This window comes from Sphaerisporangium album (assembly GCF_003323745.1).
Classification (GTDB): domain Bacteria; phylum Actinomycetota; class Actinomycetes; order Streptosporangiales; family Streptosporangiaceae; genus Sphaerisporangium; species Sphaerisporangium album.
Genome location: NZ_QOIL01000006.1, coordinates 13,709 through 35,793, shown reverse-complemented (window position 1 = coordinate 35,793; position 22,085 = coordinate 13,709). Strand labels below are relative to the sequence as shown.

The following is a 22,085-nucleotide window of genomic DNA, read 5'->3' as shown; positions in this document are numbered from 1 at the left end:
GAGGACGGGGCCCCGGCGATCGTGGGTGGACTTCCACCTAGGAGCGGGAGTTCGGCGGTGCCCCAGGAGGATGAGGCCGGTCATTGCCCTGGGACACGGTCGGAAGGTGGCTCAGGGGGAAGGGGCGGTCGTCGGGCCGGGGCGAGGTCAGCGGGTGCCCCAGGAGTATGTCTGCTTGCGGAGCTTGAGGTAGACGAACGTCTCGGTGGCGCGGACGGTCGGAATGGCCCGGATCTTGCCGAGGATCTCCAGCAGGTGGGAGTCGCCCTCGCAGACGACCTCGACCATGATGTCCAGCGACCCCGCCGTGAGGACGACGTAGTCGATCTCGTCGATGGACGACAGGTTGTCGGCCACCGTCTCCAGGTCGCCCTCGCACTTGATGCCGATCAACGCCTGGCGGGGGAAGCCGAGGGTGAGAGGGTCGGTGACGGCGACGATCTGCATGACCCCGGCGTCGAGGAGCCGCTGGACGCGCTGGCGTACGGCGGCCTCGGACAGTCCGACGGCCTTGCCGATGGCGGCGTAGGGCTTGCGCCCGTCCTCCTGGAGCTCCTCGATGATGCGCTTGGAGATATCGTCCAGTACCACGGGACCCGGCCTGGCGTCGTTGTGGTTGTTGTCCCGTCGCGCTTTCGGCGGCGTGGTCATCTCCGTGCGTCCTCCCTGCGACCGGACGGCTACAGCAAGATGATTACCTGGCCGTTCCGATGATGTTGCCGTCCTGGTGCGACATGTTGTCAGTTCACCGCGCCCTGTCAAGCGATTTCGTAGCAATTTGATATATTCGCGACGAAATCCCTTGTCGTGGCGTCCGGCACCTGTCAGAGTCGCGACAACTCAGCCCACTACGAGGAGGTCGAGCTTTGACCACCCGTCTGCAGAACTTCATCAACGGCGAGCTCGTGGAAGCCAGGAGCGATCGGTTCTCCGATGTGATCGATCCCAGCACCGGGGAGGCCTACCTTCAGGCGCCGGTGTCCGGTCAGGAGGACGTGGACGCAGCCTACGCCGCGGCGGTCGCCGCGTTCGAGTCGTGGGGGCAGAAGACGCCGGGTGAACGCGCCGGGTACTTGCTGAAGATCGCCGACGCCATCGAAGCACGGGCCGAGGAGCTTGTCGAGGCCGAGTGCCTCAACACCGGCAAGCCGCGGGCGCGGATGGCCGAGGACGAGATCCCGCCCGCCGCCGACCACTTCCGCTTCTTCGCGGGCGCCGCGCGCACCCTGGAGGGCCCGACCTCGGCCGAGTTCCTTGCCGACCACACCTCGGTGATCCGTCACGAGCCGATCGGCGTGATCGGCCAGGTCACGCCGTGGAACTACCCGCTGATGATGGCGGTGTGGAAGATCGCCCCGGCGCTGGCGGCGGGCAACACGGTGGTGCTCAAGCCGTCCGACACCACGCCGGTCTCGACCCTGAAGATGGCCGAGATCATCGGCGAGGTCCTCCCCGCGGGCGTCTTCAACGTGGTCGCAGGGGACCGCGAGACCGGCGCCATGGTCGTGGGCCACCCGTCGGCGTCGATGGTCGCGATCACGGGCTCGGTCGGCGCGGGCATGCAGGTCGCCAGGTCCGCGGCCGACGACGTCAAACGCGTGCACCTGGAGCTCGGCGGCAAGGCGCCGGTCGTCGTCTTCGAGGACGTCAAGAACATCGCCGCCGTGGCCGAGGCCATCGCGGGCGCCGGCTTCTACAACGCCGGCCAGGACTGCACGGCCGCCTGCCGCGTGCTGGTCCACGAGAGCATCCACGAGCCGTTCGCGGCGGCCCTCGCCGAGGCGGCCGCGGCCACCAAGACCGGCGCCTACGGCGACGAGGACGCGTACTACGGCCCGCTCAACAACGCCGCCCAGCTCGCCCGCGTCGAGGGCTTCCTGGAGCGCGTCCCCGGCCACGCGAAGGTCCTCACCGGGGGCAGGCGCATCGGGGAGAAGGGCTACCTGTTCGAGCCGACCGTCGTGGACGGCCTGCGGCAGGACGACGAGATGGTGCAGACCGAGGTGTTCGGCCCGGTCATCACGATCCAGACGTTCAGCGACGAGGCCGACGCGCTCGCCAAGGCCAACGACGTGAAGTACGGCCTGTCGGCGTCGGTGTGGACCTCCGACCACGGGCGGGCAATGCGCCTGTCCCGGCGGCTGGAGTTCGGCGTGGTCTGGGTGAACACCCACATCCCGTTCGTGTCGGAGATGCCCCACGGCGGCTTCAAGCACTCGGGCTACGGCAAGGACCTGTCGGTCTTCAGCCTGCACGACTACAGCCGCGTCAAGCACGTCATGCACTACATCGGTGAATGATCACCTGCTCCGCGCGCCGTTTCCGCGCACGGATACGGATATAGATGAGGGATAGCCTGGAATGACCGATATCCAGGCGGGCAAGGAGGCGGCTGCCCCGGCCGCCTCCGACATCTCCCCGGTGCCCGCCATCGAACTCGACGGAGTCGTCAAGGAGTACCACGCGCACGGTGAGGTCGTGCAGGCGGTCAAGGGAGTGAGCCTGTCGATCGCCGAGGGAGAGTTCTTCTCCATGCTCGGACCGTCGGGCTGTGGCAAGACCACCACCATGCGGATGATCGCCGGGTTCGAGGATCCGTCCCGGGGGACCGTACGGCTGCACGGGCAGGACGTCACCAACGTGCCGCCCAACAGGCGCGACGTGAACATGGTCTTCCAGTCCTACGCGCTGTTCCCGCACATGAACGTGTGGGAGAACGTCGCCTTCGGCCTGCGGCGCAAGCGCGTCCCCGAGGCGGAGATCAAGCGGCGGGTCGGCGAGATGCTGGAGATCGTGGACCTCACCGGCCGCGAGAACCGCCGTCCCCGGCAGATGTCGGGCGGCCAGCAGCAGCGCGTGGCGCTCGCCCGCGCCCTGGTGAACAACCCCAGGGCCCTGCTGCTGGACGAGCCGCTCGGCGCCCTGGACCTCAAGCTGCGCCAGGCCATGCAGATGGAGCTGAAGCGCATCCAGCGCGAGGTCGGCATCACCTTCGTGTACGTGACCCACGACCAGAACGAGGCGCTCACCATGAGTGACCGCATCGCCGTCATGAACGACGGCCTGGTCGAGCAGCTCGCCGGGCCGAGGGAGATCTACGAGCGGCCGGCCACCACGTTCGTCGCCGGTTTCATCGGGACGTCCAACCTGCTCAGCGGCACGGCCGCCCAGGTCAGCGGAGGCACGGCCGTGATCCGCGTCGGGGACGGCGAGCGTGTGCTGGTGCCGGTCGGCGACCGGACGCGCGAGGGCGGCCAGGTGGAGGTCACCGTCCGCCCGGAGAAGATCCGGATCTCCCACGAGCAGCCGGACGCCGACGTCAGCGCCGTGCGCGGCGTCGTTTCCGAGGTGGTCTACCTCGGCACCTACAACAGCTACGCCGTGAACCTCGCGAGCGGTGCCGAGTTCACGGTGTTCGAGCAGAACGCCCGGGACAGCAGCATCACGGCGGAGCGCGGTGAATCCGTCTGGTTGTCATGGCAGCCGCAGCACTCGTACGCGATTGGAAGTCGAACCACCTCATGACCACCCCTCCACGTGATCTCGCGTTCCTGCGCGGCCTGACCCAGAGCCGCACCCGTTCCTCCCTCACCCGCCGCGACGCGCTGCGCCTCGGAGGGCTGTCCGCCGCCGCGCTGGGCCTGGCCGCGTGCGGCGTCCAGGGCAAGAAGGTCGAGCCGCCGAAGCCGAGCGCCGCCGCCGGGTACTGGGCCGACAAGAAGAAGAACGGCGTCCTGCGGTGGGCCAACTGGCCGCTGTACATGGAGAAGAAGGGGAACTCCTACCCGACCCTGGAGGCGTTCACCAAGGACACCGGCATCCAGGTGACCTACCAGGAGGCCATCCAGGACAACTCCACCTGGTTCGGCAAGATCCAGCCGCAGCTGGCCGCCGGGCAGGACATCGGCTTCGACATGATGGTGATGACGAACGGCATCCACCTCGGCCGCGCCATGGCGCTCGGCTACCTGGTGCCGCTCGACCACTCCAAGCTGCCGACGTTCAACGCCAACGTGGGGGCCAAGTACAAGAACCCGTCCTACGACCCGGGCAACGCCTACACCGTGCCCTGGCAGTCGGGCCTGACGGGCATCGCGTACAACCCGAAGTACGTCGACGGGGACATCACCAGCATCCAGGAGCTGTGGAACCCCAAGTACAAGGGCAAGGTCGGCATGATGCTCGACGCCCAGGAGATTGCGAACTTCGCGTTGTTCGCCCTCGGCGTCGACCCGGACAAGTCCGTGCAGGCCGACTGGGAGAAGGCGGGGCAGAAGCTCCAGCAGCAGCGCGACGCCGGTCTCGTCCGCAAGTACTACGAGAACGACTACGTGGACGCGCTGGTCCGCGGGGACATCTGGATGTGCATGGCCTGGTCCGGCGACATCTACCAGCAGATCGCCGAGGGGCAGGACCTGAAGTTCGTCGTCCCCGAGGAGGGCGCGACGATCTGGACCGACAACATGTGCATCCCCAAGACCGCGCAGAACCCGGTCGACGCGCTGGCGATGATGGACTACGTCTACAAGCCCGAGATCGCCGCGCACCTGGCCGAGTACATCACCTACATCACCCCCGTGCCCGCCGCGCAGGAGGTCATCAAGGCCGACGCGGCCAAGGCGAGCGGGGACGACAAGAAGGCCCTGGAACTGGCCGCCACCAGCCCGTTGATCTTCCCCTCCGAGTCCGACATGGCCAGGCTGCGCTCCTACAAGTCCCTGACCCCGGCCGAGGAGAAGGCCTTCGAGGGAATCTTCCAGCCGATCACGCAGGGCTAGTGCCGTGAGACAGAAGATCGCGCCATACCTCCTGATCCTCCCGGGCGGGCTCTGGCTGCTGTGCTTCCTGGTGGTGCCGCTGGTGTTCATGGCGTCGGTCTCCACCCAGGAGGGCGACGTCGTCAACGGCTTCGTCCAGACCTTCCACCTGGCCAACTTCGGCAATGCGCTCGGCGAGTACAAGACGCAGTTCCTGCGCTCGGCCGGGTACGGGCTGGCGGGGACGGCGCTGACCATCCTGCTCGCCTACCCGGTGGCCTACTGGATCGCCTTCAAGGCGGGCGCGCGCAAGTCGACGTACCTGCTGCTGGTGCTGCTGCCGTTCTTCGTCTCGTTCGTGCTGCGGACGGTGTCGTGGAAGTTCCTGCTCGCCGACGACGGCATCCTGCTGCAGCCCCTGAAGGACGTCGGGCTGCTGCCGGCGGACTTCCACGTGCTGCAGACGACGGTGGCGGTGATTGGCGGGCTGACGTACAACTACCTGCCGTTCATGGTGCTGCCGATCTACGTCGCGCTGGAGCGCGTGGACCCGCGGGTCGTCGAGGCGGCGCAGGACCTGTACGCGACGCGCCGCGACTCGTTCCTCAGGATCGTGCTGCCGCTGTCGCTGCCCGGGGTGTTCGCGGGCGTTCTGATGACGTTCGTGCCGATGACGGCGGACTACGTGAACGCCTCGATCCTGGGCGGCCCGGCGAATACCATGATCGGTAACATCATCCAGACGGAGTATCTCGTGAACAACGACTATCCGGCTGGCGCGGCGCTGTCGTTCATCCTCATGGCGGCGATGCTCATCGGCATCTTCGCCTACGCCAAGGCCCTCGGCACCGAGAACGTCCTGGAGGCGGCGGCGCGATGAGCGGTTCACTCAGCCCGGCCCTGCCCGCCGAGGCCCGGCAGGCGCCGGTGGGCGCGCCGAGGCGCCCGCGCGCCCGGTGGGGCGACCGCCTTCTCTACGGCTACACGTGGCTCGTCCTGCTCTGGCTGTTCGCGCCGATCGCGGTGATGATCGCGTTCGGCTTCAACGACACCAAGAGCAAGTCGAACGTGAGCTGGCAGGGGTTCACCTTCAAGTGGTGGGGCCGGCTCGGGGACTACCCCGACCTGACCACCGCCGTCACGAACTCGATCAGCATCGCCCTGCTGGCCACGCTCGTCACCACCGTGCTCGGCACGCTGATGGGCATCGCCCTGGGCCGCTACCGCTTCCGCGGCCAGGGGCCGACCAACCTGGTGATGTTCGCGGCGATCTCCTCGCCCGAGCTGGTCATGGGCGCCTCGCTGCTGTCGCTGTTCATCAGCCTGGGCGTGCAGACGGGGTACACGACGATCGTGCTGGCGCACGTGCTGTTCTCGGTCTCGTTCGTCGCGGTGACCGTGCGGGCCCGCGTGGTGGGCCTGGACGCGTCGGTGGAGGAGGCCGCGCGCGACCTCGGCGCCTCCACGTGGATCACGTTCTGGCGGGTCACGTTCCCGATGATCCTGCCGGGTGTGGTCTCCGGCGCGCTGCTCGCCTTCGCCCTGTCGATCGACGACTTCGTCATCACGCAGTTCACCAGCGGGGCGACGATCACCTTCCCCCTGTGGATCTACGGCGCGGTCCGCATCGGCGTGCCCCCGCAGGTCAACATCCTCGGCACCCTCATCTTCGCGGTGGGCGTGGTCATCGCGGTGATCAACACCGTGACCTCGCGCCGCCGCACCTAGAGACGGGAAACACCCGCCTGGCACCGGGAACACGGCGTTCCCGGCCCAGGGAAAAACGACGCTGTTCGTTGGGACGTGAAATGTGTGGATCCGCTGAAAGCACTGGCTGACGCGGAGCGTAAGCCGTACTGGTTGGACAGTCCGGACAAACCCGAGCCGCTGCCGCGGCTCTTCGAGAACACGACCGCCGACCTGGCCGTGGTCGGCGGCGGCTTCTCCGGCCTCTGGGCGGCCTTGATGGCCAAGGAACGCGACCCCTCGCTCGACGTGGTCCTGCTGGAGGGCAGGCGCGTCGGCTGGGCGGCCTCCGGCCGTAACGGAGGCTTCTGCCTCGCGAGCCTCACCCACGGGCTCGGCAACGGCCTCAGCCGCTGGCCCCGCGAGATCTCCACGCTCGTCCGCCTGGGCGGGGAGAACCTCGACGAGATCGAGCGGACGGTCGCCAAGTACGACATCGACTGCGCGTTCGAGCGCACCGGCGAGCTGCACGTGGCCACCGAGCCGTGGCAGCTCGACGCGATGGCCGAGGAGACGGGCATCGCCCGCGAGCTCGGCCTGGACATGCGGCTGCTCAACGCCGAACAGGTCCGCGCCGAGGTGGACTCGCCCACCTACGTCGGCGGTCAGTGGGACCGGGGCGGCTGCGCGATGCTCGACCCCGCCCGCCTGGCGTGGGGACTGCGCGCGGCGTGCCTGTCGCTCGGCGTCCGCATCTACGAGCGCAGCCCGGTGCGCTCGCTGAGGGACGACGGGACGACCATGGAGCTGACCACCCCGCACGGCGCCGTGCGGGCGGCCAGGGTCGCCCTCGGCACTGGGGTGTTCCCGCCGCTGCTCGGGCGGCTGCGCAACTTCCTGGTGCCGGTGTACGACTACGCGCTGATGACCGAGCCGCTCACGGCGGAGCAGCTCGCGTCGGTGGGCTGGCGCAACCGGCAGGGCGTCGGCGACGGCGGGAACCAGTTCCACTACTACCGGCTGACCGCCGACAACCGCGTCCTGTGGGGCGGGTACGACGCGGTGTACTTCAACGGGGGCAGGGTCAGGCAGGAGTACGAGCAGAGGGACGCGACGTTCGCGACCCTGGCCGCGCACTTCTCCTCCACCTTCCCGCAGCTCGCCGGCGTGCGGTTCACGCACCGCTGGGGCGGGGTGATCGACACCTGCAGCCGCTTCAGCGCGTTCTACGGGACGGCGCACAAGGGGCGGCTGGCCTACGCGGTCGGGTACACGGGGATGGGCGTGGGCGCGACGCGGTTCGGCGCCAACGTGATGCTGGACCTGCTGGAGGGAGAGCCGACCGAGCGCACCGAGCTGCGCATGGTGCGTGAGAAGCCGGTTCCGTTCCCGCCGGAGCCGATCCGCTCGGGGGTCATCCAGCTCACCCGCTGGTCGATCGCCCAGGCGGACGCCCACCAGGGACGGCGCAACCTGTGGCTGCGCACCCTGGACCGGCTGGGGCTCGGCTTCGACTCCTGACGCATGATAGGAGGTTCGTACGGGCGCCCGCTCCGTACGAACCTCCGCCCCGCCGTGGGCGGAGGGATCGGCGCGACGCTTGCGACGAGGAGACCTCCCGTGTGGCACGACATGTTCACCTTCCAGCTCCCGGTGGCCGAGAAGCTGCTCAGGACCGTCCTGGTCTACGCCCTGATCGTCGTGATCTTCCGCGTGGCGGGCAAGCGCAACATGGCGGGACTCAACACGTTCGACTTCGTGGTGATCTTCCTGCTCTCCAACGTCGTGCAGAACGCGGTGATCGGGAACGACAACAGCCTGGCGGGCGGTGTCGTCGGCGCGGTCACGCTCGTCGTCGTCAACGAGCTGCTCAACCACCTGTCCGTGCGGTACGCGTGGGTCTCGCGGCTGCTCCAGGGCACCTCGACGATCGTCATCCGTGACGGCCGTCCGGTGACCGAGAACCTGCGCCGCCTCGCGATGTCCACCAAGGAGCTGGAGCACGCCGTGCGCATCCAGAACGGCGACGAGATCCGCGAGGTCCAGGTCGGCGAGCTGGCCGAGACCGGGCATCTGGTGCTCACGCTGCGGCCGGAGGAGCAGAGCGCGGACAAGGCGGACATCGCCGCGCTGAACCGCCGGCTGGACGCCATAGAGACGCTGCTCGCCTCGCTCACGGTGCCGGGCGGCCGTCCGCGGGGCGTCTGAACATCACAGGGCGAAGATTTCCATCGTTACGTGCATCTAGGTGGTTTCTGGGCAGAAGCTCCTGAAACACCCCTGGACAAACGGGAGAAGGACGATGGAATGACGGGTCTCGCGGAGTCGGTCGCCGTAGGCGTCGAAGAGGAGTTCCACGTCGTGGATCTTGAGACTCGCCACCTGGTGCCACGCGCGGGCAACCTCCTCCAAAGGCTGCCCGACCGGCGTTTCACCCAGGAGTTGCAACGCTCGGTCGTCGAGTCCAACAGCCGCCCGTACGTGCGGCTGGAGGACCTCGGGCAGGATCTCACCGCGCTGCGCCGCACGGTCATCGAGGCCGCCGACGGGCTCGGGCTCGGCATCGTGGCGGCGGGCACGGTGCCGCTCGTGGACCCGGCCGCGCTGGAGATCTCGCCGGACGCCCGATACGAGCAGATGCTGGAGGACTACCAGCTCCTCACCCGCGAGCAGCTCATCTGCGGCGCGCAGGTGCACGTGGACGTGGCCGACCGCGACCTCGCGGTCAACGTCGCCCACCGCGTGGCCAGGTACCTGCCGCCGCTGCTCGCGCTCAGCGCCAGCTCACCCTTCTGGCTCGGCACCGACAGCGGCTACGCCAGTTACCGCACGCTGGTGTGGCAGCGCTGGCCCACCACGGGCCCGGTGCGCAAGTTCGCCTCCGCCGCCGAGTACGACCGGGTCGTCGCCGACCTCGTGCGCTCCGGCGTGATCATGGACCCGGGGATGATCTACTTCGACGTCCGGCCGTCGGCGCACGTCCCCACCATCGAGCTGCGCATGTGCGACGCCTGCCCCCGCGTCGAGGACGTCGTCCTGCTCGCCGGGATCTTCCGTGCGATCGTGCTGCGCGAGCTGCGCGCCGTCCAGAACGAGGAGCCGCCCCAGGACGACGGCATGGAGATCGTCCGCGCCGCGACCTGGCGCTCGGCGCGCTCGGGCCTGGAAGGCGTGCTCGTGGACCCGCACGAGGGCACGCCCATGCCCGCCGCCGAGGTCGTCAGGCGGACGATCACGGGCCTGCGTCCCCAGCTGGAGGCCACCGGCGACTGGGAGATCGTGACGGCTCTGGCCGAGGAGGCGCTGGCCCGGGGCAGCTCGGCCACCCGGCAGCGCCGCGTCATCGGCGACGGCGGGACCCTCGCCGACGTCGTGGACCTGCTCGTCGCCGAGACGCGCTCGGAAGGCTGGCAGGCGGCGTTCGGCGGCCCCGTCCCCGACCTCGCGACCAGCCTGCTCAAGGGTTACGAGGCCGTGCGGGACGAGGCCGTCATCGAGGGCACCGTCCGCCAGCCCTACCAGCCGGTCTTCGGGGTGCTCGACCGGCTCGGCGCCGTGGAACTGCGCGAGCGCGAGGCCGAGCGCGACCGGTACATGCGCGAGATCGGCATGACCTTCCGCGTCAAGGACGAGGAGGTGACCGAGGGCCGGGAGCGGATGCCGCTGGATCTGGTGCCGAGGCTCGTCGCCGCCGACGACTGGGCGAAGATCCGCGAGGGGATGCCGCAACGCGTGCGCGCCCTGGAGGCGTTCCTGCGCGACGTGTACGGCAGGCGCGAGGTCATCAAGGACCACGTGCTGCCCGCCTGGGTCGTGGACGAGTCGCCCGGATACCGGCCCGCCGGGTGGCGGGTGCGCGAGGACATGATCCGGTGCTCGGTCGCCGGGCTCGACGTCGCCCGCGACGGGGCCGGGCGCTGGGCCGTCCTGGAGGACAACCTGCGCGTCCCCTCCGGCATCGGGTACGCCACGGGCAATCGCCGCGTCACCGCCCACGCTCTGCCCGAGCTGGACCGTTCGGGCGTTCTGGACCCCGAGGGCACCGCGTCGCTGCTGAAGCGCATCCTGCTCCAAGCCACCGCGGCCGACGGCGCGAGGCTCGGCGTGGTGACCTCCGGGCGCGAGGACCCCGCCTACTACGAGCACCGCTCGCTCGCCGAGGAGATGGGCGTGGTCCTGGCCGAGCCCGCGCAGCTGGAGGTGCGGGACGGCGCCGTCTACGCCGCGGGGGAGCGGGTGGACGTGCTGTACCGCAGGATCGACGAGGACGAGCTGCTGAACGGCCCGATCGGCCCCGCGCTGCTCGACGCGATCGAGTCCGGCGCGCTCACCCTGGCCAACGCGCCGGGCAACGGCGTGGCCGACGACAAGAGCCTGTACCGCTACGTGCCCCGGCTCATCGACTACTACCTGGGAGAACGCCCTTTGCTCGCCAACGTCACCACCTACCTCTGCCGCGACCCCGAGGACCGCGAGCACGTGCTCGACCGCCTGGAGGAGCTCGTGGTCAAACCGGTGGACGGCTTCGGAGGACAGGGCGTGATCATCGGCAGGGACGCCTCGGGGCGCGAGCTGGAGGCCGTCCGCGCGGACATCCTCGCCGCGCCCGAGCGCTGGGTGGCCCAGGAGACCGTGAGCCTGTCCACGCACCCCACCTTCGACGGCGACCGCATGCGCCCGCACGTGGTGGACCTGCGGGCGTTCGTCTTCTCCGGACGGGAGGCCGTCGTCCCGCAGGTGGCGCTGAGCCGCGTCGCCCCCGCCGGGAGCATGATCGTCAACTCGTCGATGGGCGGGGGAGCCAAAGATACCTGGCTGCTGTCCGGGGAGGCCGTCTGATGTGCGGCCTCAGCGGGGAGATCCGCTTCGACGGGCACGCGGCGGACGTCGCCGCCGTCCAGCGCATGACGGCGGCGATGCTGGACCGGGGCCCCGACGGCACGGGCCTGTGGTCGCTCGGCCCCGTGGCTCTGGGACACCGGCGGCTGAAGATCATCGACCTGTCCGAGCGCGGATCGCAGCCGATGACCGACCCCGAGGCCGGCCTGGCGGGCGTGTTCAACGGCTGCCTCTACAACTACCGGGAGCTGCGCGAGGTCCTGATCGCCGAGGGCCACCGGTTCTTCTCGACATCCGACACCGAGGTGCTGCTCAAGGCGTACCGCCACTGGGGGCCCCGGTGCGTGGAGAGATTCAAGGGCATGTTCGCCTTCGCGATCGCCGAGCGCGACACCGGCCGCGTCGTGCTCGGCCGCGACCGCCTCGGCATCAAGCCGCTCTACATCACCCGGGACGCCTCCCGCCTGCGGTTCGCCTCGACGCTGCCCGCGCTGCTCGCGGGCGGCGGCGTGCGCACCGACATCGACCGGGTCGCCCTGCACCACTACATGACGTTCCACTCGGTGGTGCCCTCGCCCCGGACGATCCTGACCGGGGTCGAGAAGCTGCCGCCCGCCACCGTCCGCACGATCGAGCCCGACGGCGCAATCAGCGACGACCGGTACTGGAACCCGCCGTTCACCCGCCCGGCCGAGGGGGCCGTCCGCCAGGGGCAGCTCGACGTGCTGCAGACGGCGGCGGGGCCGATGGACGCGGGCGACTGGCGGGACGCCGTGCTGGACGCCCTGCGGGTGGCCGTGCGGCGCCGGACGGTCGCGGACGTGCCGGTCGGCGTGCTGCTGTCCGGGGGGCTGGACTCCAGCATGATCGTCGCGCTGCTGGCGCAGGAGGGCCAGCACGGCCTGGCGACGTTCAGCGTCGGCTTCCACGCCGCCGGCGGCGAGTCGGGGGACGAGTTCGCGTACTCCGACCTCGTGGCCCAGAGGTTCGGCACCGACCACCACAAGATCATGGTGGACGACGCGCGGCTGCTGCCCGCGCTCGGCCGCGCCGTGGCCGCGATGAGCGAGCCCATGGTCAGCCACGACTGCGTCGCCTTCCACCTGCTGTCGCAGGAGGTGTCCCGGCACGTCAAGGTCGTCCAGTCCGGCCAGGGAGCCGACGAGGTCTTCGCCGGCTACGACTGGTACCCGCCGCTCGCCGACGTGCCCCGCGCCGGGGCGGCCGAGGCGTACGCGAAGGTCTTCTTCGACCGGCCGCACGAGGACCTGGCCGAGATCCTCGAACCCGAGTACCTGGTCGGCGAGGACGTCAGCGGCGCGTTCGTCCGCGCACACCTGGCCGAGCCGGGCGCCGACACCGCGCTGGACGCGGTGCTGCGCCTGGACACCGAGGTCATGCTGGTCGACGACCCGGTCAAGCGGGTCGACAACATGACCATGGCCTTCGGGCTGGAGGCGCGCACGCCGTTCCTCGACCACGAGCTCGTCGAGCTGGCCGCGATGTGCCCGCCCGAGCTCAAGCTGGCCGAGGGCGGCAAGGGCGTGCTCAAGGCCGCCGCGCGCGGGCTGGTCCCCGACGAGGTCATCGACCGGCCGAAGGGGTACTTCCCGGTGCCCGCGATCCGCCACATCCACGGCCCGTTCCTGGAGATGGTGCGCGAGGCCCTCAACGCTCCCGCCGCGCGCTCACGCGGCCTGTTCCGGCCCGCGATGGTGGAGAAGCTCCTCGCCGCGCCGGATGACCACAGAACCACACTCGGAGCCAACGCTTTGTGGCAACTTGGACTTCTCGAACTGTGGCTGCAAGCGCAAGGAGTCTGAAGTAGACGTCTCGTGGACCTGCCGGTCTCCCGCACTGTCCCCTGACAGCACGGCCGTCGCCTTCGTCAGCGACCGCGACGGCTCTCCCCGCGTCTGGGTCCAGCCCCTGCCTCCCGGCGGGGCGACCCCGTCCCAGGGACCTCCCGCCCCCGCCTGGCTCGTCGACACCGGGCCGGAGCCGGTCGGGGACGTGCTCTGGTCGCCCGACGGCGCGTGGCTCGCCGTCCTGGTCGCCCCCGGCGGCGGCGAGCACACCCAGGTCTGGGCGGTACGCCCGGACGGCACCGACCGGCGCCTGCTCGCCGGGCCGGTGGACGCCCCCGCGCGGGGCTCGGCCGTGTTCGTCCGGTGGACCGGGCGCGGCGCCACCCTGCTCGTCGCCGAGCTCAGCGGCTCGGGCACCACCGAGGCCGTCCTGATCGACGCCGAGCTCGGCCACCGGGACACCATCGCCAGCGGGCCGCTGATGTGGCCGAGCGCGGTGAGCCGCGACCACCGGCGCGCGCTGCTGCGCCACGGGCCGCGCGGCCAGCGCATGATGGCCGTCGCCGACCTTCCCGTCGGCGACGAGCGCCCGCTGCTGCCGGCCACCACCGACCTCGGCGCGCTGTCGCCGGACGGCGAGATCGCCTACGTCCGCTCCGACGCGGGCCGCGACCGCGCCGCGCTGGTCGCCGTGCCGGTCGGCGGGGCGCCGCGCGTGGTCGCCGAGCGCCCGGAGGCCGACCTCGACCGGTTCTCGGTCAGCCTGGACGGCCGCGTGGCCCTGCTGGCCTGGAACGTCATGGGCCGCTCCGAGCTGGAGGTCGCCGACCTCCAGGGCAACCACCTCCGCCCGCTGCCCCCGCCGCCCGCCGACGTGGTCACCTCGGCACGGATCTCCTGCGACGGCACGCTCGCCGTGCTGGCGGCCGAGTCCCCGGACACGCCGTCCCACATCCTGCTGTGCGACCTGGAGAGCGGCCGGTACCACCGGGTCGCGGGGGACGAGCCGCTGCCGGACGGGGTCGAGACCGAGCTGGTCCGCTTCGCCGCCCGGGACGGCCTGGAGCTGACCGGCTGGCTGCACCGCGCGGGGCCGTCCGCCGGGCCGTGCCTCATCTACCTGCACGGCGGCCCGGAAAGCCAGGAACGCCCCACGTTCAACCCGCTCTTCCACCGGCTCCTCATGGCCGGCATCAGCGTGTTCGCGCCGAACGTCCGGGGCTCCTCGGGGTACGGGCGGGCCTTCCTCGACGCCGACAACCACGCGCTGCGCTTCCACGCCATCGACGACGTCGCCGACTGCGTCGAGCACATGGTGAGGATCGGCGTCGCCGACCCCGGCCGCGTCGCCTGCATGGGCCGCTCCTACGGCGGCTACCTCACGCTCGCCGCCCTGGTCACCTACCCGGAGCTGTTCCGGGCGGGCGTCGACGTGTGCGGCATGGCCGACTTCGCGACGTTCTACGCCCTCACCGAGCCGTGGATCGCGGCCGCCGCCGTCGGCGAGTACGGCGACCCGGTGGCCGACCGCGAGCTGCTGCGCTCGCTGTCGCCGATCCACTCCTTCGACCGGCTCACCGCGCCGCTGCTGGTCGTCCACGGCGCCCAGGACACCAACGTGCCGGTCTACGAGGCCGAGCAGGTCGTGGCCGCCGCCACCGCGCGCGGCATCCCCTGCCGCTACCTGCTGTTCGAGGACGAGGGCCACGAGACCGTGCGGACGGCCAACAAGCTGGTCTTCTGGGAGGCCGTCGCCAGCTGGCTGGGACGCTGGCTCGTCGGGTGAGCCGGTGCCGTACGGTGGCGGCATGACCGTGCCAGTCCCCGAGCCCGTGGCCGCGCCCGTCGTGATCGACCCGGTGACGTTCAAGGCCGACGGTCTCACTCTCGCGGGCGACCTGCGCGTGCCCACAGGGGAGGGGCCGCGTCCCGCGCTCGTCCTCACCGGTCCGTTCACCGGCGTGAAGGAGCAGGTGACCGGCCTGTACGCGGCGCGGCTCGCCGAGGCGGGGTACGTCACGCTGGCGTTCGACCACCGCAACTTCGGCTCCTCCCAGGGCACGCCGCGCCGGCACGAGGACCCGCAGGGCAAGCTCGCCGACCTGCGCGCCGCCGTCTCCTACCTGCGCGCGCTCCCCTCCGTGGACGGCGAGCGGGTCGGCGTCGTCGGCATCTGCCTCGGCGGCGGGTACGCTCTGCGCTTCGCCGCGTTCGACCCCCGGGTGAAGGTCTTCGCCGGCATCGCGGGCGCGTACGACAACCCGTACGCGATGCGCGCGGGCATGTCCGACGACGGTTACGAGGAGGCGCTGGCCGCGCTCACCGGCGTGCTGGAGCGCCAGGACCTGGGTGGCGAGGTCGAGTACCTTCCCGCGGTGGCCGTGTCGGGGGAGGCGGCCATGCCGGGGGAGGAGCCGTTCGCCTATTACGGCACCGCGCGTTCGGCCGCGCCCTCGTGGGTCAACGAGGTCACCCGGGCGTCGGTCCGCGAGCTCATCACGATGGACGGCATGATCGGCGCGGACTTCCTGGCCCCCAAACCGGGGCTCATCGTGCACGGCGTCGTCGACCGCCTCTGCGCGCCGGAGGGGGCCGAGGAGGCGTACAAGCGCATGGAGGGCCCGAAGCGGATCGTCTGGCTCGACGCCCGCCACCACATCGACCTCTACGACACCGAGCCCTACGTCACCCAGGCCGTCGAGGCGACCACGGCGTTCCTCGCCGAGCACCTCTGAGACGCGCCGGGCGCCTCCGGTCCGCGAACCCCGGCACCGTAATGCCCGCGTGTCCGCCGCCACCGGAAAGCCTGGAGCCCCGGACGCGCCCGGCGGTCTATCCTGGCGCAGGTGTCCACGCGTGAGCTCGTCGTCCTAGGTACGGCCAGTCAGACGCCGACCCGCCGGCGCAACCACAACGCCTACCTGTTGCGCTGGGACGGCGCCGGTCTGCTGTTCGACCCGGGCGAGGGCACCCAGCGCCAGATGATCATGGCGGGGGTGGCCGCCACCGACATCACCCGCATCCTGATCAGCCACTTCCACGGCGACCACTGCCTCGGCGTGCCCGGCGTCGTCCAGCGCATGTCCCTGGACCGCGTGCCGCATCCCGTGTACGCCCACTTCCCGGCCTCGGGCGCCGAGTACTTCGCCCGCCTGCGGCACGCCAGCTCCTACCACGAGACCGCCACTGTCATCGCCCAGCCCGTGCGCGCGCCCGGAGTGATCGCCGAGGGCGCGTTCGGCCGGCTGGAGGCCCATCCTCTGGACCATCCCGTCCAGGCCTACGGCTACCGGCTGGTCGAACCCGACGGGCGCCGCATGCTGCCGGACCGCCTCGCGGCCCTCGGCATCAGCGGCCCCCGCGTGGGCGAGCTGGTGCGCGAGGGAGGCATCCGCGTGGGCGGGCGCACGGTGACCGTCGAGGAGGTCAGCGAGCCCCGGCCCGGCCAGCGGTTCGCGTTCGTCATGGACACCCGCCTGTGCGAGGGCGTCCACACCCTCGCCGAAGGCGCCGACATGCTGGTCATCGAGTCGACGTTCCTGGACGCCGACGCCCGCCTGGCGCACGAGTTCGGCCACCTCACCGCCGGCCAGGCCGCCCGCGTGGCCCGCGAGAGCGGCGTCCGCCGCCTCGTCCTGACCCACTTCAGCCAGCGCTACCCCGACCCCACGGCCTTCGCCACCGAGGCCCGCCGCCACTTCGAGAGCGACCTGGTGGTGGCCGAAGATTTGATGCGCGTCCCGGTGCCGCCCCGGCGGTGACGAGCTGGTCCCCGGAAAGCAGGCCGGAAAGACAAAGAAAAGGCCCTGGCCATCGAAATGGCCAGGGCCTTCTTGGTAGCGGGGACAGGATTTGAACCTGCGACCTCTGGGTTATGAGCCCAGCGAGCTACCGAGCTGCTCCACCCCGCGTCGTTGTTTATGAGCTTACCGCCATCAGGGAGCGCTCGCGCACGTTTTCGGGGCGGGGGCGGGGCGCGTTGCTTGACCGGCTTGTCGGGGCGAACTTAGGCTGCGGCTCAGAGAGCGCTTTCCCGGGTATATGAGCCGGGATTGGAAAGCGTTTACCCCGCATGGTCGTGCCGGCAGCGCAGGCCCGCCCGCCGGTCCGCTTCCAGCACGTGACCAGAGGAGGCTCTGCGTGACCACACGCACCCTGGGCGTCGTCATGAACGGTGTGACCGGTCGCATGGGCTATCGGCAACATCTGGTGCGGTCGATCCTGGCCATCAACGAGGGCGGCGGCGTTGCGGTCGCCGGGGGCGGGAGGGTGCTGCTGCAACCCGTGCTGGTCGGGCGCAGCGAGTCCAAGCTGCGCGAGATCTGCGAGCGGCACGCCATCAAGAACTGGACCACCGACCTCGCCGGCGCCCTGCGCGACCCGGACAACCACCTGTATTTCGACGCCCAGGTCACCTCCGCCCGCGTGGGCGCGATCACCCGGGCCATCGAGGCGGGCAAGCACGTCTACACCGAGAAGCCGACCGCCGAGACGCTCGCCGAGGCGGTCGAGCTGGCCCGCCTGGCCGGGGAGTCCGGGGTCAGGCACGGCGTCGTGCAGGACAAGCTCTTCCTGCCGGGCCTGCTCAAGCTCAGGCGCCTGGTGGACGGCGGCTTCTTCGGCCGCGTCCTGTCCGTGCGCGGCGAGTTCGGCTACTGGGTGTTCGAGGGGGACTGGCAGAGCGCGCAGCGCCCGTCCTGGAACTACCGCGCCGAGGACGGCGGCGGCATCGCGCTCGACATGTTCTGCCACTGGTCGTACGTCCTGGAGAACCTCTTCGGCCGGGTCGAGGCGGTCACCGCGCGCACGGTCACGCACATCGCCGAGCGTGTCGACGAGGACGGCCGCGCGTACCGGGCCACGGCGGACGACGCCGCGTACGGCATCTTCGAGCTGGAGGCCGGGGTGGTGGCGCAGATCAACTCCTCGTGGTGCGTGCGCGTCCACCGCGACGAGCTGGTGGAGTTCCAGGTGGACGGGACGCACGGCAGTGCGGTGGCCGGGCTGCGCGGCTGCCGGATCCAGCATCGGGCGTCCACGCCGAAGCCCGTGTGGAACCCGGACGTGCCCGTGACGCACTCCTTCAGGGACGACTGGCAGGAGGTCCCGGACAACGAGGAGTTCGACAACGGCTTCAAGGTGCAGTGGGAGATGTTCGTCCGCGCGGTCGTGGACGGCACGCCGTTCCCGTACGACTTCACCGCCGGGGCGCGCGGCGTGCGGCTGGCCGAGGCGGGGCTGCGCTCCTCGGCCGAGGGACGGCGCGTCGAGCTCCGCGAGCTCCGCGAGTTCGGCGAGGTCCGCACCGCACCGGCGGAGGCGCTGTGATCACCCTCCCGGCCGCGCGCCGCTGCGCGTGAGCCGTCGTCACGCGGGCAGGCAGCCGGTCGTCCCGGCGACCTCGACGTTCGGCGACCGGCCGCGCAGCGTGACGGTGAAGGTGATGTCGAGCGAGTCCTTCCGCAGCACGCTGACGGTCACGCCGAACCGCGCGTCGGGTCCTCCGGCCTCCTGGTAGCCCATGGTGTGCAGCTCGGTGCCGAGCGCCGTCGCCACGGCCGACGGCTCGGTGCCCGGCGCCAGGTCGCCCGTGATCGTGTAGAGGCCGCGGCGGGTTCCGGGCGCGCAGCCCGAGCCGTCGTCGCCGGTGCGGACGTTCTTGCCGCTCAGCGCGATGCGGCTCAGCGTGGCGCCGTCCTCGCGGAGCACTCCCGCGGCCTCCGCGTGGACGGGCGCGGGAGCGCACCCGGCCGCCGCCAGCCCCGCCACCAGCGCGTACATCCCGAAACATCGCATCCCGGTCACTCTACCCACGAGCCGATCAAGCGGCGCGCGGGTTCACCGATCGCCCGAACGCCGGATCATGGCGGCGAGGGCGGGGGAGAACTCCAGCCCCGAGCCGGGGGACGGGGCCGCCCGGTCGTCGCGCTCCCCGGCCATCCAGGAGAACTGGCCGGGGAAGTGCTCGGTGAAGATCGGGTGGTCGCCGGGGATGGGCCAGGTGTCGACCTCCTGCCCGGCGCGCTGGACGATCCAGACCGGCACGGGTGTGCGCACCGCGAGCAGGCCGCGTTGCAGGGACAGCCGCTCGTCGCCCGCCCACAGCCCGGGCCGCACGTCGCGGCAGTCGACCGCGAGGTACCGTCGCCGGTCGCCGGCCACCGAGGGCCACTCGCTGCGCAGGAACTCGTAGGCGACCAGCACGTCCCGCAGCCCGGCCGCGCCCGTGCCCGCGTGCGTGCCGGAGCCCGCGCGTACGTGAGCGCTCCCGCCGAGGTGGGGCAGGCGCCGGAACATGTGCACGTCGAGCGCGGTCTGCTCGGCGCTGTACCCCCAGGGCAGCCGCACGGCCGGCTCGGTGCCGCCGGCCAGCGCCTGGAGCTCGCGGAAGATCGAGCGGTACGCCTGCCAGCCCTCCGGATGGCCGGTCGGCGCGGGCTCCGGGAAGTGCGCGTCGCCCAGCAGGAACTCGGTGACGAACCGGTTGGTCAGCTCGGCGTCCGCGAGAAGCGTGTTGATGACGCGCAGCGCCGCGCTCGCCCGCAGCACCGCCGTCTGCCAGGCCGGTCGCGGGCCGGGCGTCCAGACCGGCACCTCGTACGGCGCCGGACGCCTGGCCGGCACGGGGACGGCCGCGCCGGGTCGCGGGCGGGGGTCGCGCGCGTTGTGCGCGGCTTCGAGCGCGGTGAGGTCCCCGGGGACGAGGTCCAGCACCCACCGCTCGGCCAGGAAGTCCGCCCGCTCGACCAGGTAGTGGGTCAGCTCGGCCTCGCGCCGGCACCAGGCGGACTTCTCGTAGCCCGCCGAGCGCACCCGGACGATCGCGGGCGTCGCGCCGAACAGCCCCCACACCATGCCGGTGTTGGTCTCCCAGGACGGGACGTAGGTGGCGTCGATGGCGCAGCGGCCCGAGGACCACAGGTCCGTCCGGCTCAGCGCCGACTTGGTGTCGATCGACCGGTGGCTGATGCCGAGGACGCGGCGCGGCCAGTCGGGCTTGAGCGCGTTGAACGCGAAGCAGGCGAGGTCGCGTGGCCGGACGTGCTCCCACTCGTGCGCGGTGGCGTCCTCCAGCCACGCCATCGCCTTCAGGGTGAGAAGCCAGCGCCGCGCGACCCCGAGGGCCGTCATGCCGAGCCGCCGGTCCTGCGCCTCGACCGTCCGCAGCAGGCCCTCGACGAGCGGCGGGTGGCGCATGAGGCGCGCGGCCGTCCGCAGCGCCTCGCGCACGTCGCCGAGGCCGAGGTCGCGGCTCAGCCAGGTCCAGTGCTCGCGCCAGCCCTCTCCCTGGCCGGTCCTGACGTCCGCCGCGTCGGGGAACGCCAAACGGCCGTCGGCCGACGTCCGCAGGTTGTACAGCAGGTCGAGGTACTTCTCGGCGAACTGGTTCGCCGAGGCCCACGAGACGGGCAGGTTGACCCGGCGCGGGGTCTCCAGCCGGGCGGCGGCGGCCGCGGCGAGCGCGTCGTGGCCGTTTCCGGGGGTGAGCACGACCTCGCGGAGCAGCGGCCCGACCGCGCAGCCCAGCCAGGCGCGGACGTGCTGCGCCCGCACGGCGGCGGCCCCGTCCGTTCCCGCCCCCGCTTCCTCCCGGAGGAAGGCCGCCACGGCGTCGCCGGGAACGTTCCCAGCCGCCTCCGACGGCCCGGCGAGCGTCTGCGGGCGGGTGCGGCGCGCCGAGGAGGCGAAGACGTCCAGCAGGCCCGTCAGGTCGGCGGCGGGCCACTCGTCGATGCCGTCCGGCGGGATCCAGGTGGGGATCATCCCGGACCCGGTGATGCCCGTGCCGCGCGCCAGCCACGGGTCGGACGTCCAGTCGTTCGGGTGGGCGACGGCCTGGTTGCGCGGCTCCCGCATCGTGTCGCGCGTCTCGGCCCACGCGGCGGCGACCGGCCCCGGCGCGGAGCCGGGGGACACCCCGAGGGCGTCCGCCAGCCAGGACAGGGAGGCGGACGATTCGTTCCGCTCCCGTCCACTCGCGCGAGAACCCACCATGGGCGCCATTATCGGTGCCACCGCGTCCGGACGCGGTGGCCGGGGGGCGGGGTAGGCCCACCCCCGTCCACACCGCCGCCGCTCAGCCCTTGGCCCAGATGGCGGCGTAGCGACCGTCCTCGGCGTCCACCTGGACGGGGTGGTACCCCTCTGCCTTGAGGCGGTCGAACCGGTTCTGGTACGCCGAGGCGGACATGCCGGCGTACGCCTGCCACGGGCCGAGGTCGTCCTTGCGCCAGGCGGCGGTATAGGTGTCGCCGGGGCCGACCGAGACCAGGACCGGCCGCTCGCCCTTGTCCCTGCGCGACAGGAACTCGGCCTGGTGCTCGGCGGGGGTCTTCCCCACGGTGACGGACGTGCCGCCGGTGGGGTCCTGCGCCCACACGGCGGCGTAGCGGGGCTCGGCGGCGGTGCCGTAGGCGTTGACGGTGACGAGCCGGCGGCCCGCCTGGGTCTGCGCGGCGTGGATGGCGGTGAGCCGGCTCCCGGTGAGCCCGTGCCGGGCCAGGAAGCCGCCGTCCGCCTTCTCGAAGACCGCCGCGAACGTGGCGCCGCCGCCGCTGCCCGTGGCGGACACGACGGCCGGCCGGTAACCCTTGGCGGAGTACTGGTCGAAGCGCTTCTGGTAGCCGTTCGGGGACATTCCCTGGTAGAGCGCCCACGCCGAGCCGTGCCGCCTGGCCCAGACGGCCGCGTACCGGGGACTGCCAGGCTCGGACACGCTGAGCGAGATGGGACGGTACCCCTGCTTGGTCAGGGCGGCGAGGCGCTCGGACTGCTGGGCCGCGCTGATGCCGTGGTAGGCCACGAACGCGGGTGCGTTCCCGGGCTTTTCCGCGCCCACGGCGTGCGCGGCTGCGACCGGCACGGCGATGGGCACGGCGGTCCCGGCCAGCGCGGCGGCGACGACGGCGATCCTGGTCGTGACGCGCATGATGCTCCTCCTGGGGCTGTCGGCGGTACTTCACGGAAACCGCCGACGCTAACAGCGCAAGATCGC

General features: G+C 71.4%; 17 protein-coding genes and 1 tRNA gene. 13 read left to right on the top strand and 5 right to left on the bottom strand.

The genetic code is table 11. The annotated features are described in order from the left end of the window. Positions 1-147: 147 nt before the first annotated feature. On the bottom strand, positions 148-651 hold the full coding sequence (locus DQ384_RS12195; RefSeq protein WP_181871166.1) for an AsnC family transcriptional regulator: 504 nt from the start codon (positions 649-651) through the stop codon (positions 148-150). Positions 652-866: 215 nt separating this feature from the next. Between DQ384_RS12195 and DQ384_RS12190 the strand changes: the two genes are divergently transcribed. From DQ384_RS12190 to DQ384_RS12135, 12 genes are all read left to right on the top strand, one after another. After that, a complete protein-coding gene (locus DQ384_RS12190; protein WP_114028879.1) occupies positions 867-2,300 on the top strand; it encodes an aminobutyraldehyde dehydrogenase in 1,434 nt (477 codons plus the stop codon). 61 nt (positions 2,301-2,361) lie between these two features. Next, complete coding sequence (locus DQ384_RS12185; protein WP_114028878.1) at positions 2,362-3,525, top strand: ABC transporter ATP-binding protein; 1,164 nt, start codon at positions 2,362-2,364, stop codon at positions 3,523-3,525. After that, a complete protein-coding gene (locus DQ384_RS12180) occupies positions 3,522-4,778 on the top strand; it encodes an ABC transporter substrate-binding protein (protein ID WP_114028877.1) in 1,257 nt (418 codons plus the stop codon). Before DQ384_RS12185 ends, DQ384_RS12180 begins: the two co-directional genes overlap by 4 nt. Positions 4,779-4,782: 4 nt before the next feature. Further along, positions 4,783-5,637, top strand: a complete 855-nt coding sequence (locus tag DQ384_RS12175; RefSeq protein WP_114028876.1) for an ABC transporter permease — start codon at positions 4,783-4,785, stop codon at positions 5,635-5,637. Next, a complete protein-coding gene (locus DQ384_RS12170; RefSeq protein WP_114028875.1) occupies positions 5,634-6,485 on the top strand; it encodes an ABC transporter permease in 852 nt (283 codons plus the stop codon). The genes DQ384_RS12175 and DQ384_RS12170 overlap by 4 nt, the downstream gene beginning before the upstream one ends. Positions 6,486-6,569: 84 nt before the next feature. After that, on the top strand, positions 6,570-7,964 hold the full coding sequence (locus tag DQ384_RS12165) for an NAD(P)/FAD-dependent oxidoreductase (protein WP_114028874.1): 1,395 nt from the start codon (positions 6,570-6,572) through the stop codon (positions 7,962-7,964). 99 nt (positions 7,965-8,063) lie between these two features. Further along, a complete protein-coding gene (locus DQ384_RS12160; protein WP_114028873.1) occupies positions 8,064-8,651 on the top strand; it encodes a DUF421 domain-containing protein in 588 nt (195 codons plus the stop codon). 99 nt (positions 8,652-8,750) lie between these two features. Continuing rightward, positions 8,751-11,282, top strand: coding sequence for a carboxylate--amine ligase/circularly permuted type 2 ATP-grasp protein (locus DQ384_RS12155; RefSeq protein ID WP_114028872.1), 2,532 nt, complete (start codon positions 8,751-8,753; stop codon positions 11,280-11,282). After that, positions 11,282-13,105 (top strand): N-acetylglutaminylglutamine amidotransferase, encoded by a 1,824-nt coding sequence (locus DQ384_RS12150; RefSeq protein ID WP_114028871.1) that lies wholly within the window; start codon positions 11,282-11,284, stop codon positions 13,103-13,105. The genes DQ384_RS12155 and DQ384_RS12150 overlap by 1 nt, the downstream gene beginning before the upstream one ends. Then, positions 13,065-14,876 carry a S9 family peptidase gene (locus DQ384_RS12145; protein ID WP_245966414.1) on the top strand — a complete coding sequence of 604 codons (1,812 nt, stop codon included), beginning with the start codon at positions 13,065-13,067 and terminating at the stop codon, positions 14,874-14,876. The genes DQ384_RS12150 and DQ384_RS12145 overlap by 41 nt, the downstream gene beginning before the upstream one ends. Before the next feature lie 22 nt (positions 14,877-14,898). Then, positions 14,899-15,825 carry an alpha/beta hydrolase gene (locus DQ384_RS12140; protein WP_220182905.1) on the top strand — a complete coding sequence of 309 codons (927 nt, stop codon included), beginning with the start codon at positions 14,899-14,901 and terminating at the stop codon, positions 15,823-15,825. A 111-nt stretch (positions 15,826-15,936) separates the two neighbouring features. Further along, positions 15,937-16,851, top strand: coding sequence for a ribonuclease Z (locus DQ384_RS12135; protein WP_114028869.1), 915 nt, complete (start codon positions 15,937-15,939; stop codon positions 16,849-16,851). Positions 16,852-16,924: 73 nt separating this feature from the next. On the opposite strand, the gene DQ384_RS12130 is transcribed toward DQ384_RS12135, so the two are convergent. Next, positions 16,925-17,001, bottom strand: a tRNA-Met gene (locus tag DQ384_RS12130). 256 nt (positions 17,002-17,257) lie between these two features. Between DQ384_RS12130 and DQ384_RS12125 the strand changes: the two genes are divergently transcribed. Then, on the top strand, positions 17,258-18,418 hold the full coding sequence (locus tag DQ384_RS12125; protein WP_220182928.1) for a Gfo/Idh/MocA family protein: 1,161 nt from the start codon (positions 17,258-17,260) through the stop codon (positions 18,416-18,418). Positions 18,419-18,457: 39 nt separating this feature from the next. Here the strand turns inward: DQ384_RS12125 and DQ384_RS12120 are convergent, their stop codons facing one another. The 3 genes from DQ384_RS12120 to DQ384_RS12110 all read right to left on the bottom strand — a co-directional run bounded on the left by DQ384_RS12120 (position 18,458) and on the right by DQ384_RS12110 (position 22,019). After that, on the bottom strand, positions 18,458-18,886 hold the full coding sequence (locus tag DQ384_RS12120; RefSeq protein WP_147268750.1) for a hypothetical protein: 429 nt from the start codon (positions 18,884-18,886) through the stop codon (positions 18,458-18,460). 42 nt (positions 18,887-18,928) lie between these two features. Continuing rightward, the gene (locus DQ384_RS12115; protein WP_114028866.1) at positions 18,929-21,085 is read right to left on the bottom strand and encodes a hypothetical protein; all 2,157 of its coding nucleotides are present in this window, start codon (positions 21,083-21,085) and stop codon (positions 18,929-18,931) included. Positions 21,086-21,167: 82 nt separating this feature from the next. Next, complete coding sequence (locus DQ384_RS12110) at positions 21,168-22,019, bottom strand: hypothetical protein (protein ID WP_114028865.1); 852 nt, start codon at positions 22,017-22,019, stop codon at positions 21,168-21,170. Between the last annotated feature and the right edge of the window lie 66 nt (positions 22,020-22,085).